This is a genomic window from Kribbella sp. NPDC043289 (genome assembly GCF_056436705.1).
Genome location: NZ_JBWKCB010000009.1, coordinates 124,480 through 138,945, shown reverse-complemented (window position 1 = coordinate 138,945; position 14,466 = coordinate 124,480). Strand labels below are relative to the sequence as shown.

Annotated in this window: 15 protein-coding genes; 8 read left to right on the top strand and 7 right to left on the bottom strand. The window is 68.8% G+C overall.

The window, feature by feature from the left end; genetic code table 11:
* Positions 1-84: 84 nt before the first annotated feature.
* From AC0662_RS36930 to AC0662_RS36920, 3 genes are read right to left on the bottom strand one after another with little or no spacing between them, the layout of a single operon-like run.
* Positions 85-381 (bottom strand): MGMT family protein, encoded by a 297-nt coding sequence (locus AC0662_RS36930; RefSeq protein ID WP_478306476.1) that lies wholly within the window; start codon positions 379-381, stop codon positions 85-87.
* 9 nt (positions 382-390) lie between these two features.
* Complete coding sequence (locus AC0662_RS36925; RefSeq protein ID WP_478306474.1) at positions 391-1,230, bottom strand: TIGR03560 family F420-dependent LLM class oxidoreductase; 840 nt, start codon at positions 1,228-1,230, stop codon at positions 391-393.
* Positions 1,231-1,286: 56 nt separating this feature from the next.
* Positions 1,287-1,553, bottom strand: a complete 267-nt coding sequence (locus tag AC0662_RS36920; RefSeq protein WP_478306472.1) for a DUF2277 domain-containing protein — start codon at positions 1,551-1,553, stop codon at positions 1,287-1,289.
* 88 nt (positions 1,554-1,641) lie between these two features.
* Between AC0662_RS36920 and AC0662_RS36915 the strand changes: the two genes are divergently transcribed.
* A complete protein-coding gene (locus AC0662_RS36915) occupies positions 1,642-2,283 on the top strand; it encodes a TetR/AcrR family transcriptional regulator (protein WP_478306470.1) in 642 nt (213 codons plus the stop codon).
* Positions 2,280-3,068, top strand: coding sequence for a maleylpyruvate isomerase family mycothiol-dependent enzyme (locus tag AC0662_RS36910; RefSeq protein WP_478306468.1), 789 nt, complete (start codon positions 2,280-2,282; stop codon positions 3,066-3,068). The genes AC0662_RS36915 and AC0662_RS36910 overlap by 4 nt, the downstream gene beginning before the upstream one ends.
* A gap of 11 nt (positions 3,069-3,079) precedes the next feature.
* Here AC0662_RS36910 and moeZ read toward each other — a convergent pair whose 3' ends face one another.
* The 3 genes from moeZ to AC0662_RS36895 form a co-directional block, all read right to left on the bottom strand.
* On the bottom strand, positions 3,080-4,270 hold the full coding sequence (gene moeZ / locus AC0662_RS36905; protein WP_387781922.1) for an adenylyltransferase/sulfurtransferase MoeZ: 1,191 nt from the start codon (positions 4,268-4,270) through the stop codon (positions 3,080-3,082).
* A gap of 121 nt (positions 4,271-4,391) precedes the next feature.
* Positions 4,392-7,022 (bottom strand): Calx-beta domain-containing protein, encoded by a 2,631-nt coding sequence (locus tag AC0662_RS36900; protein ID WP_478306466.1) that lies wholly within the window; start codon positions 7,020-7,022, stop codon positions 4,392-4,394.
* A gap of 242 nt (positions 7,023-7,264) precedes the next feature.
* The gene (locus AC0662_RS36895; RefSeq protein ID WP_478306464.1) at positions 7,265-8,179 is read right to left on the bottom strand and encodes an alpha/beta fold hydrolase; all 915 of its coding nucleotides are present in this window, start codon (positions 8,177-8,179) and stop codon (positions 7,265-7,267) included.
* Positions 8,180-8,221: 42 nt separating this feature from the next.
* Here AC0662_RS36895 and ligD point away from each other — a divergent pair, with 42 nt between their 5' ends.
* From ligD to AC0662_RS36870, 5 genes are all read left to right on the top strand, one after another.
* Positions 8,222-9,154, top strand: a complete 933-nt coding sequence (ligD, locus tag AC0662_RS36890) for a non-homologous end-joining DNA ligase (protein ID WP_478306462.1) — start codon at positions 8,222-8,224, stop codon at positions 9,152-9,154.
* Between the two features lie 77 nt (positions 9,155-9,231).
* Complete coding sequence (locus AC0662_RS36885) at positions 9,232-9,438, top strand: hypothetical protein (protein ID WP_452201222.1); 207 nt, start codon at positions 9,232-9,234, stop codon at positions 9,436-9,438.
* Between the two features lie 142 nt (positions 9,439-9,580).
* A complete protein-coding gene (locus AC0662_RS36880) occupies positions 9,581-10,210 on the top strand; it encodes a TetR/AcrR family transcriptional regulator (RefSeq protein WP_452201220.1) in 630 nt (209 codons plus the stop codon).
* 124 nt (positions 10,211-10,334) lie between these two features.
* Positions 10,335-10,562 (top strand): DUF3107 domain-containing protein, encoded by a 228-nt coding sequence (locus tag AC0662_RS36875; protein WP_452201218.1) that lies wholly within the window; start codon positions 10,335-10,337, stop codon positions 10,560-10,562.
* Between the two features lie 144 nt (positions 10,563-10,706).
* A complete protein-coding gene (locus tag AC0662_RS36870; protein WP_387781908.1) occupies positions 10,707-10,985 on the top strand; it encodes a GlsB/YeaQ/YmgE family stress response membrane protein in 279 nt (92 codons plus the stop codon).
* 63 nt (positions 10,986-11,048) lie between these two features.
* Here the strand turns inward: AC0662_RS36870 and AC0662_RS36865 are convergent, their stop codons facing one another.
* Positions 11,049-11,729, bottom strand: a complete 681-nt coding sequence (locus AC0662_RS36865; protein ID WP_452202751.1) for a ferritin-like fold-containing protein — start codon at positions 11,727-11,729, stop codon at positions 11,049-11,051.
* Positions 11,730-12,033: 304 nt separating this feature from the next.
* Between AC0662_RS36865 and AC0662_RS36860 the strand changes: the two genes are divergently transcribed.
* The gene (locus AC0662_RS36860; protein ID WP_478306458.1) at positions 12,034-14,436 is read left to right on the top strand and encodes a DEAD/DEAH box helicase; all 2,403 of its coding nucleotides are present in this window, start codon (positions 12,034-12,036) and stop codon (positions 14,434-14,436) included.
* Positions 14,437-14,466: the final 30 nt, after the last annotated feature.

Here is a 14,466-nt window from a genome sequence, read left to right as displayed (position 1 = left end):
CACCCCGAGCCGTCCACAGATGCTCGGAAACCGGACAACAAACGCCGTAGCTGACCGATCAGCGCAGCGCTGAAAGCGGGCGGGTCAGTCCTGCGGATCCCAGCGGGCGTCGCGGAGGTTCACGCGTCCGTTGGTGATCCGCACACCGTCCGACCGCAGCCGGTGCAGCTGCTCGTCCCCGACCTCGTCGGCCGGTACGCCGGATGCGCGGATCACCCGCCACCACGGCACGCTCGCGCCGTACTCGCGCATGATCGCGCCGACCTGCCGCGGTCCACCCTGGCCGACGTACTCGGCGATGTCCCCGTACGTCGCGACGCTGCCCTCCGGGATGGACTCCACGGCCCGCAGGACAGCCTCGATGTATTCCTCCCGATCCACGGGCTCAATCTAGGCGAGCGGTGCCAACGCCTTCGCCAACGGCTCCAGGACCGACGGCGGCGCGTCCAGCGGGAGGTTCATCACGACCAGGTCGACGCCGGCCTCGCCGTACGCCGCGGCCTCGGAGACCGCCTTGTCGAGCGGGCGGTCGGGGTCGATGCGGACGTTCACCGAGCAGGTGATCTCGTTGACGTCGCGGCCGACCTCCTCGCAGCGCTGGACCAGCACCTCCTTGAGCGGCGTCCACTCCTGCGGGTTCGGGACGATCACGTTCCACTGCTGGGCCCACTTGGCGACCGCGCGGAGCGTCCGCTTCGGGCCCTTGCCGCCGATCGTGATCGGCGGGTGCGGGGTCTGCACCGGCTTCGGGTTGCAGTAGGCGTCGGTGAGCTTGACGTAGGTGCCGTCGAAGTTCGCGACCTTCTCGGTGAGCAGCGCGATGATCGCCTGGGTGCCCTCGTCGAAGCGGTCGAAGCGCTCCTTCAACGGGTACAGGTCGATGCCGTACGCAGCGGTCTCCATCTCGTTCCAGCCGGCGCCGATGCCGAGCTCGAGGCGGCCGTTGCTGATGATGTCGGTGGTCGCCGCCATGTTCGCCAGCACCGCGGGGTGCCGGTAGATCATGCCATTCACCTGGCAGCCGACCCGGATCCGCGACGTCGCCTGGGCGAGCGCGGCCAGGGTCGTCCAGGCCTCCAGGTTCGGGCCCTGCATGTCACCGCTCAGCGGGTAGAAGTGATCCCAGTGCCAGGCGGATTCGAAGATCTCGAACTGGTCCGCCGCGACCCACACGTCCCGCATCTGCTGCCAGGTGGTGTGCTCCGGCCTGGTCTTGATCGCGAACCGCATCCCGCGCCTCCCTCAGGGGTAACCGTTTCCCCGGGTGAGATTACTCTGCTTTCGCCTCAGTCGAGGCCGAGGCGGGCGCGCACTTCCGGACGGCGCAGCGGTGGCACGGTCTGCGGTGGCGTCCGGCGGGCCGGCATCTCCTCGAGCAGTTGCTCGGTGATCCGCGCGACCTCGATGGCCGCCTTCTCGATCGGGCCGCGCGTGGTCGCGCTCAGCGAGCCGACGCCGGTCACCTTCCGCACGTACTGCAACGCCGCCGCATAGATCTCCTCGGAGGTCGCGGACGGCTCGAGTCCCCGGAGCACGGTGATGTTTCTGCACATGCCTTCAGACAGTACGCGCCACCGGGGACAAGACCAGGCAATCTACGAGGTATTGACATCCCTAATGGCGTTAGCTTTTCCTCAGGGTATGAGCACTGCCGCGCCGGACCGCCGTACCCGCCGTCGTCAGGAGACGATCGGGGAGATCCTCGACGTCGCCATCGAGCTGATGGCGACCGAGGGCGTCGCGGCGCTCAGCCTGTCCGCGGTGGCCCGGCGGCTCGGCATGCAGCCGCCGTCGCTGTACCAGTACTTCCCGTCGAAGATGGCGATCTACGACGCGTTGTTCCAGCGGGGCGCCGAGCTGTTCCTCGCCTCGCAGCGCGACGCAGTCGCCGCCGCGACCACCATCGACGTCGTCGAGCTGCATCTGATCGGCACCACGGCGTTCGCCCGCTGGAGCATGCAGAACCCGGTCTACTCGCAGCTGCTGTTCTGGCGGACGATCCCCGGTTTCGAGCCGAGCCCGGAGGCGTTCGCGCCGGCCCAGGAGGCGGTCGCCGACCTGCGCCGGCACCTGCAGGCGGGCGTCGACGCCGGCCGGTTGCGTCCGGAGGCGGCGAGCGACGAGGGGCTCACGGTGTTCACATCAGTCACGTCGGGGGTGCTCTCGCAGCAGATGGCGAACGAGCCGGACGTGCCGTTCGAGGAGGGGCGGTTCAGCCGGCTGCTGCCCGTCGTACTCGAGATGTTCTACCAGTACTACGCACCGACGAGGGGAAAGAGATGAGCGCAGTACTCGCGGAGCAGATCGGGCGGGCCGACCGGTCACGGTGCCGGATCCACCGGGACGCGGAGCTCGAGGCGTGGCACGAGTTCCTCGGGTCGATCGAGGGCGACGAGTGGCAGCGCCGTACCGTCTGCGAGGCGTGGGACGTCGCGGACATCGCCGGCCACCTGATCGGGCAGGCCGAGGACGTGAACCGGCCGCTCTCGTTCCCGCGCCGCTACCGCAAGGCGAAGCGGGTCTATCCCGGCGTACTGCGGATCGACGCGCACATGATGGTCCAGGCCGACGAGCACCGGGGTACGCCGCCTGCTGAACTGCGCACCACCTTCGACCAGGTGTGGGCGAAGGCGACGCGGAAGATCTCGACGGAGCTTGCGCTGATGCGCCGGATGTCGATGACGATCGACGGGTTCGAGAGCGTGAAACTCAGCCTCGGCTACATCCACGACATCCTGCTCGCGCGTGACCTGTGGATGCACCGCGACGACGTCTGTCAGGCTCTCGGCCGCCCCTTCGATCCGGGCCCGAACGCGGAGGAGATCGTCGCCCAGGTCATGTACGACGTGATCGACGGACCGTGGTGGGGCGAGCGGCCTGCCGTCGAGGTGGAGCTCACCGGGGCCGGAGGTGGGACCTACCAGCTCGGGAGGGGTGCGCCGGTGGGTCACGCTGCGGTGGACGCGGTCTCGTACATGCGAACCGTGTCCGGACGTGACGACGCCCCAGCGGTTTCGGGAGATCCCGTCGCCGCTGAGGCGGTCGCTTCGTGCAGGATGCCGTTCTAGCCGGCGTCTGTTTAGTACGAGGGCTGGCTCGGGTCGATCTGGTCGACCCAGGCGACCACGCCGCCGCCGACGTGGACCGCGTCGGAGAAGCCCGCACCCTTGGCGATCGCGAGCACCTCGGCGGAGCGGACGCCGGACTTGCAGTGGAAGACCAGCTGCTTGTCCTGCGGCAGCTTCTCCAGCGCCACACCGGTCTGGAAGTCCGCCTTCGGGATCAGCACCGAGCCCGGGATCTTGTTGATCTCGTACTCGTTCGGCTCCCGGACGTCGATCAGGACGAAGTCCTTCTCGCCGTTGTCCTTGAGTTTGATCCACTCGCTGAGCTGCTTGACGGAGATCGTCGAGCCGGCGGCCGCGTCGGCCGCCTCCTCGGTGATCGCACCGCAGAAGCTCTCGTAGTCGATCAGCTCGGTGACCGTCGGGTTCTCGCCGCAGATGGCGCAGTTCGGGTCCTTGCGGACCTTCAGCGAACGCCAGTTCAGGTCGAGCGCCTCGTAGATGTTCAGCCGGCCGAGCGACGGGTCGCCGATGCCGGTGAGCAGCTTGATCGCCTCGGTGACCTGGGCCGCGCCGACCGACGCGCAGAGCACGCCGAGCACGCCACCCTCGGCGCAGGACGGGACCATGCCGGGCGGCGGGGGCTCCGGGTACAGGCAGCGGTAGCAGGGGCCGTTGTCGGCCCAGAACACGCTGACCTGGCCGTCGAAGCGGAAGATCGATCCCCACACGTACGGCTTGTGCAGCAGCACCGCGGCGTCGTTCACCAGGTACCTGGTGGCGAAGTTGTCGGTGCCGTCGACGATCAGGTCGTACGGCTCGAAGATCTCGAACACGTTGTCGTTGTCCAGCCGGGTCTCGTGCAGGACGACGTTCGTGTACGGGTTGACCTCGAGGATGGACTCCTTGGCGGACTGCGCCTTGGACTTGCCCACGTCGGACTGACCGTGGATGACCTGGCGCTGCAGGTTGGACTCGTCGACGGTGTCGAACTCGACGATGCCGAGCGTGCCGACCCCGGCCGCGGCCAGGTAGAGCAGCGCCGGGCTGCCGAGACCGCCGGCGCCGATGACCAGCACCTTGGCGTTCTTCAGCCGCTTCTGCCCGGCCATCCCGACCTCGGGGATGATCAGGTGCCGCGAGTACCGGCGCACCTCGTCAATCGTCAGCTCGTCAGCCGGTTCGACCAGCGGTGGCAGTGACACGTTGCGGCTCCTCAGGAAGACGTCGTTCGGGGTCTGAAGGTTTTCAACCATCTGTCCCTCCCCCATGTTCCCGCACTATCCCAACCGCCCTCTGCGGAGTCCACCATCCGGTACCTCCGTCTCAGTCGTTGTCGGTGATCGTGGCGGTCAGGGTGGTGGGGACCTTCAAGGTGGCACCGTCGATCTTCTGGATCACGGCCGTGAAGGTCTCGGCGGGTTCCTTGAGCTTGTCGTCGAGGATCTTGACCGCCAGGTTGCCGGTGGTCTTCCCTGGCTCCACTGAGCCGTCGATGACCGGGGCCGCCGGTCCCTCGTCCGCGTCGGTGTAGTCCTTGCCGAAGACCGCCGCACCGTTCTTGAGGACCCCGCTGAAGGACACATACTTGTCGCTCGGTGCGGACAGCTTGACTCCGAAGCTGACCACTCCGGTCTTCTCGACCGTCTTCAGGTTGCTGAGCGTCAGCGTTGGCGTCGGGTCGTCGTCGACGACCAGACCGTGCCCGAAGGACTCGTCCAGCAGCCCGTCGTGCGGCACCGACAGCACCAGGCTGAACTTGATGTCATAGCTGTCCCGCGTGTTCCCCGTGATCGGCACAGTCACCTTCTGCCGTACCTGCCCCGGCTTGAACACCAGTTGCCGCGAGACCTCGCCCACCGTCTCCGCAAGGTCGCCGTTCGTCTCGACGTACACGCTGACCGGTCGGATGCTCGGACGGGACATGCGGACCCAGAAGTCCACCGTCCGCGTTCCCTTGTCCCCCTCCTGGACTGTGACGTTGGACGCCGACAGCTTCGGCAGCAGCGTCGCGGGGGCCGAGAACCCGAGTCCGGGCGACGAGAACCCCAGATCGCTCACGTACGCCGACCCGCTGGCCACACGGTCGGTCCTCAGCTCCACCGCACGCACATCCCGCAGGTCCACGCCCGTCAGGGACGAGACCGGGATGCGCACCGTTCGCAGCAGGTTCTTCGGTAGGCCACTGCCGTCGTTGCTCCCCGGCATCCGCACCAGCGCGTCACTGACCGCAGACACCGGTACGGCGACCGCGCTCCCGTGGCCGTCGACCACGCGCACCGTCAGGTCAGTCTTCGGCGCACCATTCGGGTCCGGCGCCGCGCGGAACGTCAGAGCCGCAAAACGACGTACGTCGCGCTGGCCGGCGGGCACGTCGACTCGCACGACCCCATTGGTGCCCGTCCACTTCAGTTTGGTGACCGCAGTGGTCGGCGTCTTCGCTGCGAACCACGCCGTACCCCAGTGCGGTGCGCTGGCCCAGTCATCGGTCGCCATGCACGCCGGAGTACTGGACTTCGACGTTGCGTCGGCCACTCCGGCGCACACGTTCGCAGAGACCTTCGGGCTGACCGCACCGGCCGGCAGCGCCTTGTCGAAGTCGTTCAGATCCCGCCGCGACCCCACCGGCGCCTGCGACACCACTCGTACGACGGCCTTCCCAGCCGACGCCGCTCGCGAGTCCGACCCGTCGAACTGCGACAGGAACTGCGTCTCGCGTCCCAGCTGCAGCCGGAAGAACCCCGCGACGTACGCCGTACCGACCGCCTGCTGCTCCTTGGCAGTCAGCCGGCCCGGGTACTTCGTACCGCAGGGCGCCGCCTTCTCGTCACCGAACCAGTCGTCGTTCGACGGTGCGACGGACTGCCCGGGCGTCCACTCGGTGTTGAAGAAGTTGTGGTTGGCGCCCAGCACCGTGACAGTGGACCGCGGCGCGGCGTCACCGTCGACGGAGTACCGGGTGTCGTCGTAGAACTTCTGACCCTGCAGATCCGACACGTCGCCATCGCAATACGGCAGGACGACGCTCATCGCGACACCCGGCACCGTGGCCCGGGCGAAGTCCGTGGGTGCGAGCGGGAGGACCGCACGGATCCCGTACTGGCCGCCGCGGTCCGCGTTCAGCACTACGGCGCGGGCGACGCCTTCACCGCCACGTGAGTGCCCCATCAGGCCGACGTTCTGCAGATCGATCCTGCCGACGAAGCGGGCGCCGAACGGCCCGCCGCCGATGGTCGACCACTTCCGCCACAGGGCGAGATGGTCGAGGACCAGCTCGGCCCGCGCCTGCGCGCCGGCGTCGTACACCTCGCTGTCCCAGGCGTTGACGGCGTTGGCGCTGATCGAGACCACCTGGTAGCCGTTGCTGGCCAGCGCGGTCGCCGGAGCGTCGTACCCGCGGTAGCTCGGGATGGCCTTCATCCCCGGCGGGCACGGCCAGGGCTTGGCGTCGTCGGACGGGTGCGTCGGCTCGCCGTAGCAGACCTCGTGGCGGCCGTGCAGGAAGATCACCAGCGGCCGCGGCCCCAGTGCGCCACGCGGCGAGTACACCTTTCCACGCAGCTCCGACTTGTGACCGAGACCGGGCAGCTCGATCGCCTCGTCGCCCAGGTTGTACTCCGCGGTGTCGACCTTGTATTTGCCCAGTGCACCGGGGTCGGACGGCAGCAACGGACCACGCCGCGCCTTCAGCCAGTCGGCATCCGTCGGGCCGCCGGCAGTGATGCCACGACTCTTGCTGGATTGCTTCCCCAGGTCCCCGGACCAGACCAGGCTTACGTCGCGGGCCGTCAGCACAGAGGGATCCGCACTGACCAGCGTCAGCGTCTTGCGGTCCACCGACTGCTTGGCGACGCCCAGCGGCTTGCCGTCGACCGCCAGCAGCGGAAGCGAGGCGCGCATCGCGGCGGGTGCGTCCAGATGCAGTGTCAGTTGATAACCACCGGCTACCGGACGCACGTCCGATTGGTTGCCTTTAGCAACCGCAGGTGGCGCCGGCAGCGCGGCTGTTGCGGTCAGTGTCCCCACACCGAGTAGTGCGACCATTCCTAACGACAGACTTCGGGCGGCTCTGCCGATACCTCGCACAGTGGTCCTCTCGTTCGTCCCAACAGGTCACCTGTACTACTTGTCAGGCGAGAGGAAAGTTGACCGGACGGGCTGCTCAGTCGTGTCTCAGTCGAGCCTCGGATTCGACTCGATCAGGAGATCAGCTGACGGACCGCGCGGGCCACCTGATCGGGGTGCTCCATCTGTGCGACGTGACCCGACTGCGGCAGGTAGAGCAGCCGGGCGTTCGGGAACGTGCGCTGGGCCTTGGTGCGGATCCGGGCGTCGACCAGCCGGTCTCTGCCGCCGTAGATCAACAGCACCGGGCACTCCACCGTGGCCGCGTCCGCCCACAGCGACCGGCGTGGTCTGGCGAGCGACGACCGCAGAATGCTCCGAGCACCCTCCACCGTCGCCTGCCGGCCCCACGGGTCGGTGTCGCGCCGGTGCAGTTCCGCCTCGTACGCCGCCCGTACCTCTGGGGACAGCGTCCGCGGGTCCCCGAACACCATCGACAGCGAGGCCTGGAACCGCTGGTCGAACGGCATCCGCGCCGTGCGCTCCAGTACGGCGGGACCGAGCCGCGGAGTCGCCAGGGCGGCGAACCACAGCGCACTCGCGGACACCCGTGGATGCGGCAGTGCGGGCGAGACGAGCGTCAACGACGCGACCAGATCAGGACGCTGCGCGGCCAGCGCCACCGACGCGGCCCCACCCATCGAGTTCCCGAACACGTGCACCGGCCGGTCGAACTGCTTCTCCAGCAGCTCGACGAGGAGTGCGGCCTGCTCCGAGATCCCGATCACGCCGGTGAGCGGCGTACGGCCGAAGCCGGGCAGATCGGGTGCGATACCCCGGATGGTGTCGTTCAGCATCGTGCCGAGGGCAGTCCAGTTCAGTGACGACCCACCGAGGCCGTGGACGAACAGCGCGGGCGGCAGGTCCGCCGCCGCGCCAGGCACGTCCCTGACCAGCAGATCCACTCCCGCCACCGGCACCCGCCGCTCCGGCCACTCCTGCAGCTCGAGCGGTGCGGCGTCCCCAGTTACTGGCCCGTAACTATCCACGGTTCCCATGGTAAGACGGTCTGCAGATGGAAACATGGAGGTATGGCGGGCGCGCAGCAGCAGCTGACCACTGAGGTGGACGGGCAGACGATGAAGCTCACCAACCTCGGCAAGGTGCTGTATCCACAGACCGGGTTCACCAAGGCCGAGGTGATCGACTACTACCACCAGGTCGCCGCCTTGCTGCTGCCTCACCTGTCCGACCGGCCGCTGACCCGCAAACGCTGGCCGGACGGCACCGAAGCGGCGTACTTCTTCGAGAAGAACGCTCCCCGCGGTACGCCGGCCTGGGTACGGACCGTGACGCTGCCTACACCGGGTAGTTCGACCGGGCGCGACGTGGCGGACTTCGTGGTCGCGGACGACGTACAGACCGTGGTGTGGCTGGCCAACCTCGCCGCGCTCGAGCTGCACATCCCGCAGTGGCGGATCGGGCTGTCCGACGACGGTAAGAACCCGCAGGCCGATCTGATCGTGTTCGACCTCGACCCGGGGCCCGGGGCGACCGTCGTGGAGTGCTGCGACGTCGCGCTCGCGCTGCGGCAACTGCTGGGCCACTACGGTCTCGAAGGCTGGCCGAAGACCTCTGGGAACAAGGGCATGCACCTGTACGTGCCGATCGAGCCCGCGTCCTCCAAGCTGACCAGTGCGTTCGCAAAACAGCTCGCAGAACAGCTGGCGGAGGCTCTGCCGGAGAGTGTGACCGCCAACATGACCAAGGCGCTCCGGCCCGGGAAGGTGTTCATCGACTGGAGCCAGAACGCCAGCGCGAAGACCACGCTGGCGCCGTACTCGCTCCGCGGCTCCGACGAGCCCCGCGTGTCCACACCGATCGACTGGGACGAGGTGGCGTCCGCCACGTCACCCGAAGAGCTCAGATTCCTCCCGCACGACGTCCTGGCCCGCATCGAGGAGTACGGCGACGTCCTGGAGGGCCTGTACGACGATCCGCAGCCGTTGCCGACAGTCGGGTAGCTGGGGTGTAGCTGGGTGTAGGTGGTACACACGTAGGTGAGTCATAGCTGTCGCAGTCCGAGAGGAGAGCGAGTCGCATGACCAGCGAAACCGACTACGAGGGCGCGGGCGACGGAACGCTGCCTGACGAGGCGTCGGAGGCCGACGTACTGGAGCAGCGGCTGGCCTCGAGCACGGTGGACGACCGGCCCGAGGAGACGGGGCTGCCGAACGAGGCGGATCCCGCCGACGTCGAGGAACAGCGCCGCTCGATCGGCGACACCGGCGAGGACGACTACCGCTGAGCTGCCGCCACTGAGCGGTATTGGGCACGACTGCGCACTGCTGAACGCACGCGTGCCGGAACGCTGTTCGGCGGGGAAGCTACTGGCGAGGAGGACTGCTGGGTAGGATTCGTGGAACGTCACACCCGAAGGAGCCACCACCGTGTCGACGACACCTGAGACCGCACCCAAGCGTGGCAGCCGCCTGCCCCGGCTGGCCCGCCGCGCGCAGCTGCTCGAGGCGGCCCAGGAAGTATTCGTCGCGAACGGGTACCACGCGGCCGCGATGGACGACATCGCGGACCGGGCCGGAGTCTCCAAGCCTGTCCTCTACCAGCACTTCCCCGGGAAGCTGGAGCTGTACCTGGCGCTGCTGGACACGTCCTGTGAGGCAATCGTCGCGTCCGTCCAGGACGCACTGAAGTCGACCGAGGACAACAAGCTCCGGGTCGCGGCGACGATGCATGCCTTCTACGACTACGTGGCGAACGCGCAGGGCGCGTTCCGCCTGGTCTTCGAGTCGGACCTGACCAACGAGCCGGCCGTCCGGGAACGGGTCGACCGGGTCACGCACGCCTGTGCCGAGGCCGTCTCCGAGGTGATCAGCGCCGACGCCGGCCTCAGCCGCGAGCAGTCGATGGTGCTGGCCGTCAGCCTGGTCGGTATGGCCCAGGTCAGCGCCCGCTACTGGCTCGGCGCCGGGGACCCGTCGATCCCCCAGGAACACGCCGCCGACCTGGTCGCGTCCCTGGCCTGGCGCGGTATCCGGGGCTTCCCACGCAGCGACGGCTGACGCCCGTACCACCGTCCTGAGGTTCTGCTCTGGGCGGACGGGTGAGAGCCGGGGGACGTGAGCGGATAGGCTCGAAGGGTCACCGGCGAGAGCCGCCGGTCGGAGCGTGTGCCCGGAGGGTTTCGTGGAGGTCAAGATCGGCGTACAGCACGCCAATCGCGAGTTGGTTCTGGAATCCGAGCAGAGCCCGGAAGAGGTTCAGCAGTTGGTGGCGGACGCGCTCAGCGGCAAGAGCGGCCTGCTGGAGCTGGCCGACGAGAAGGGCCGCAAGGTGCTGGTCCCGGCCGACCGGCTGGCGTACGTCGAGATCGGCGAGGTATCGACCCGCAAGGTCGGGTTCGGCGCGATCTGATCGCGGTCCGGACACAGTAGAGCGTGTCCCGGTTCGCTGGGGCCGCTCGACGGGCACGATGGCGGTAGACCTGCGTCGTGATTGGTCTGGTTTGTCACGGGGCACCGGACCGGACGCAGGTCCTCCACCTCACAAGGAGGCATCGTGGGTTACTGGATCTGGATGATCATCGTCAGTCTCATCGCGGGCATCATCTTCGGGCCGCTGGCCCGGCTGGTGCTCCCCGGCAAGCAGAACATCAGCCTCGGCTGGACCATCCTCGGCGGCGGTATCGGCGCCTTCATCGGCGGTCTGATCGCCAAACTGCTCGGCGTCAAGGACACCCCGGGCCCGGACTGGATCCAGTACCTGATCCAGATCATCTGCGCCGCGATCGTGGTCGCGATCATTTCGTCCCGCAACAGTAAGACCAAAGCCGCCTGACACAGTCAGCGCTCAACGGCCGCCGCCCACCCCGGGCAGGCGGCCGTTGCGCTTTCCGAGGGGTCAGGCTTGAAGGCCGAGGGCCGTCATCCGGGCCGTGTGGGCCTCGGTGAGGCGGGTGAACATCCGGCCGATCGCGGCCAGGTCGAGGCCGGGCCGGTCCACGCTGCCGGCCAGGAGAGCGGTCAGCGAGTCGCGGTCGGCGGCGATCCGCTGCGCCTGGCTGAGGGCCTCGCCCACCAGGCGGCGGCCCCACAGCGCCAGCCGACCACCGAGTTTCGGGTCCTCGTCGATGGCGGCCCGGACCCGGTCGACGACGAACTCGGCCTGACCGGAGTCCGCGAACACCTCGAGCACGAGCGCCCGGGTCTCCGCGTCGACGAACGAGGCGATCTCCCGGTAGAAGTCGTTGGCCAGCCCGTCGCCGACGTACGCCTTGACCAGACCCTCGAGCCAGTCCGACGGGGCGGTGTGGTCGTGGAACGCGTCCAGCGGCGTGACGAACGGGCGCATGGCCTCCATCGGGTCCACGCCGAGCTGGACGAGCCGGTCCCGGAGTCGCTGGAAGTGCCCGAACTCGGTGGTCGCGAGCGCCGCCAGCTCCGCCTTGTCGTCCAGCGTCGGCGCCAGTTTGGCGTCTTCTGCCATCCGCTCGAAGGCGGTCAGCTCGCCGTACGCGAGCACACCCAGCAGATCCACCGCCGCGGCCCGGTAGGCGGGATCATCAAAGGCCGTCTGCTCCATGCCCGGCACCCTATCTGCCCCCGAGCGCGCGTGCGGCGTGCCACACTTCGTCCCTCTCCGCTTCCGCGTCATCTGTCCCGCGAGTGGCGCACACCACACGAAGCGGCGTTGACAGCTGCTGCGGTTACACTGGTGGGCGATTCGCCGGTGACGCGCCCAGATGGGCAAGCTGGTGCGAGGTGCTTGCACAGTGTCCCCGCGCCTCACGATCGGGGTCTCATGACCCCAGGCGCCCGGCCACTGAGCATCTGTCCGTACAAGCATGTGAGAGGCGATCAGCCTGACCACCTTCCGAGAGCTCGGGGTGCTCCCCGAGATCTGCGACGCGCTCGACCGTGTCGGTATCGTCGAACCCTTCCCGATCCAGGAGATGACGCTCCCGGTCGCCCTGATGGGCACCGATCTGATCGGCCAGGCCCGCACCGGTACCGGTAAGACCCTCGGCTTCGGTATTCCGTTGCTGCAGCGCACCATCTCCCCCGGCGAGCCCGACTACGACGAACTCGCCGCCCCCGGCAAGCCGCAGGCGCTGGTCGTCACCCCGACCCGAGAGCTGACCATCCAGGTCGCCAAGGACCTGACGACGGCCTCCACCGTGCGCACCGTGCGGGTCCTGACCATCTACGGCGGTGTCGCCTACGAGCCGCAGCTGGACGCGCTGAAGAGCGGCGTCGACGTCGTCGTCGGTACGCCGGGACGCCTGCTGGACCTGGCGAACCGCGGCGTACTCGATCTCGGCCACATCAAGGTGCTGGTCCTGGACGAGGCCGACGAGATGCTCGACCTGGGCTTCCTGCCCGACGTCGAGCGGATCCTCCGCAAGACGCCCGAGCTGCGCCAGACGATGTTGTTCTCGGCAACGATGCCGGCGGCCGTGATCGGGCTGGCCCGCACTCACATGCGGCACCCGCTGAACATCCGGGCCGAGTCGCACGAGGACACCGAGATGGTGCCGACCACGGCACAGTTCGTCTACCGCGCGCACGACCTGGACAAGCCCGAGGTGGTGGCCAGGATCCTGCAGGCCGACGACCGCGGCCGGGTGATGATCTTCTGCCGGACCAAGCGCGAGGCGTCCCGGCTGACCGACGACCTGCAGGACCGCGGGTTCAAGGCCGCCGCGATCCACGGTGACCTGAACCAGCAGGCCCGGGAGCGGGCGCTGACCCGGTTCCGCGGCGACAAGATCGACGTACTGATCTGCACCGACGTCGCTGCCCGCGGGATCGACGTCGAGGGCGTCACGCACGTCATCAACAACACCTGTCCCGAGGACGAGAAGGCCTACATCCACCGGATCGGCCGGACCGGGCGCGCGGGGGCCAGCGGCATCGCCGTCACCTTCGTCGACTGGCCGGACCTGACCCGGTGGAAGGTGATCAACAAGGCGCTCGACCTGCCGTACGACGAGCCGCAGGAGATCTACTCCACCTCGCCGGAGCTGTACCACGACCTCGGGATCCCGACCGACGCGAAGGGCCGGATCCGTCCGGCGCGCGCGCCGCAGGAGGTCACCGAGGCGCGGGACGAGCGCGGTGGTCGTGCTGGTCGCGGCGGTCGTGGTGATCGTGGTGATCGTGGCGATCGTGGCGATCGTGGCGATCGTGGCGGTCGGCCCGAGCGTGAGAACGAGCGGCCGGGGCGCAAGCGGAACCGGACGCGGAAGCGCACCCGGGCCGGGCAGCCGCTCGAGGAGCTCGCCGACGTCACCACCAAGACCGAGGTACCGGCCGTCACCGACGGCGGCGTCACGGGTGGGGCGGCCGTTGGGGAGGCGCCGGCGCGGAAGCCGCGCAAGCGGAACCGCAACCGGAAGTCCACGAACTCGCAGGTGACCACGACGGACACCGTCGCGACCGAGACCGGCGCGAGCCCGGCTGCCCCGACCGGGGTCGCCGAGGCTGAGGTCGTCGAGGCCCGGAGCCTCGAGACCGGCAGCGTCGAGGGCGGGAGCATCGAGGCGCCGGCGGAGAAGCCTGCCAAGCGGACGCGGACGCGTAAGAGCGCGACGGCTGAATCTGCTGCTGCGGTCGAGTCTGCGCCCGAGGCTGAGGTCGCCGAGTCGGCGGAGAAGCCGGTCAAGCGGACCCGGACGCGTAAGGCTGCGGCGAGCACCGTGGCGGAGCCTGGCGCGGAGGCGGCTACGGCCGATGCCGTGGCCGAGGCGGGCGTCGAGGCGCCGGTGGAGAAGCCGGTGAAGCGGGCCCGGACGCGCAAGGCTGCGGCGGCTGAACCTGCCGCGCCGGTCGAGTCTGCACCTGAGGCTGAGGCGGCGGAGAAGCCGGCCAAGCGCACGCGGACCCGCAAGGCCGCGGCGAGTACGGCGGCTGAGGCGACGACGGCTGAAGCCGTGGCCGAGGCGGACGTTGCGCCGGCGGGGAAGCCGGTCAAGCGGGCCCGGACGCGCAAGGCTGCGGTGAGTACGACGGCTGAGCCCGCTGCGACGGTCGAGTCTGCACCCGAGGCTGAGGCGGCTGAGAAGCCGGTCAAGCGCACTCGCGCCCGGAAGACGGCGGCGGCTGAGGCCCCGGCGGCCGAGGTCGACGCCGGCGAGGCGGCTGAGAAGCCGGTGAAGCGGGCGGCGAAGAAGGCTGCTCCGGCCAAGAAGGCGGCTCCGGCCAAGAAGGCGGCGGCGGCGAAGAAGGCGGCGGCGAAGAAGACCGCGAAGAAGGCGCCGGCGGCGCCGATCTTCAGTGCGCCGGAGTGACCGTTTCCCAATGGTGATCTGAGGCTGCAA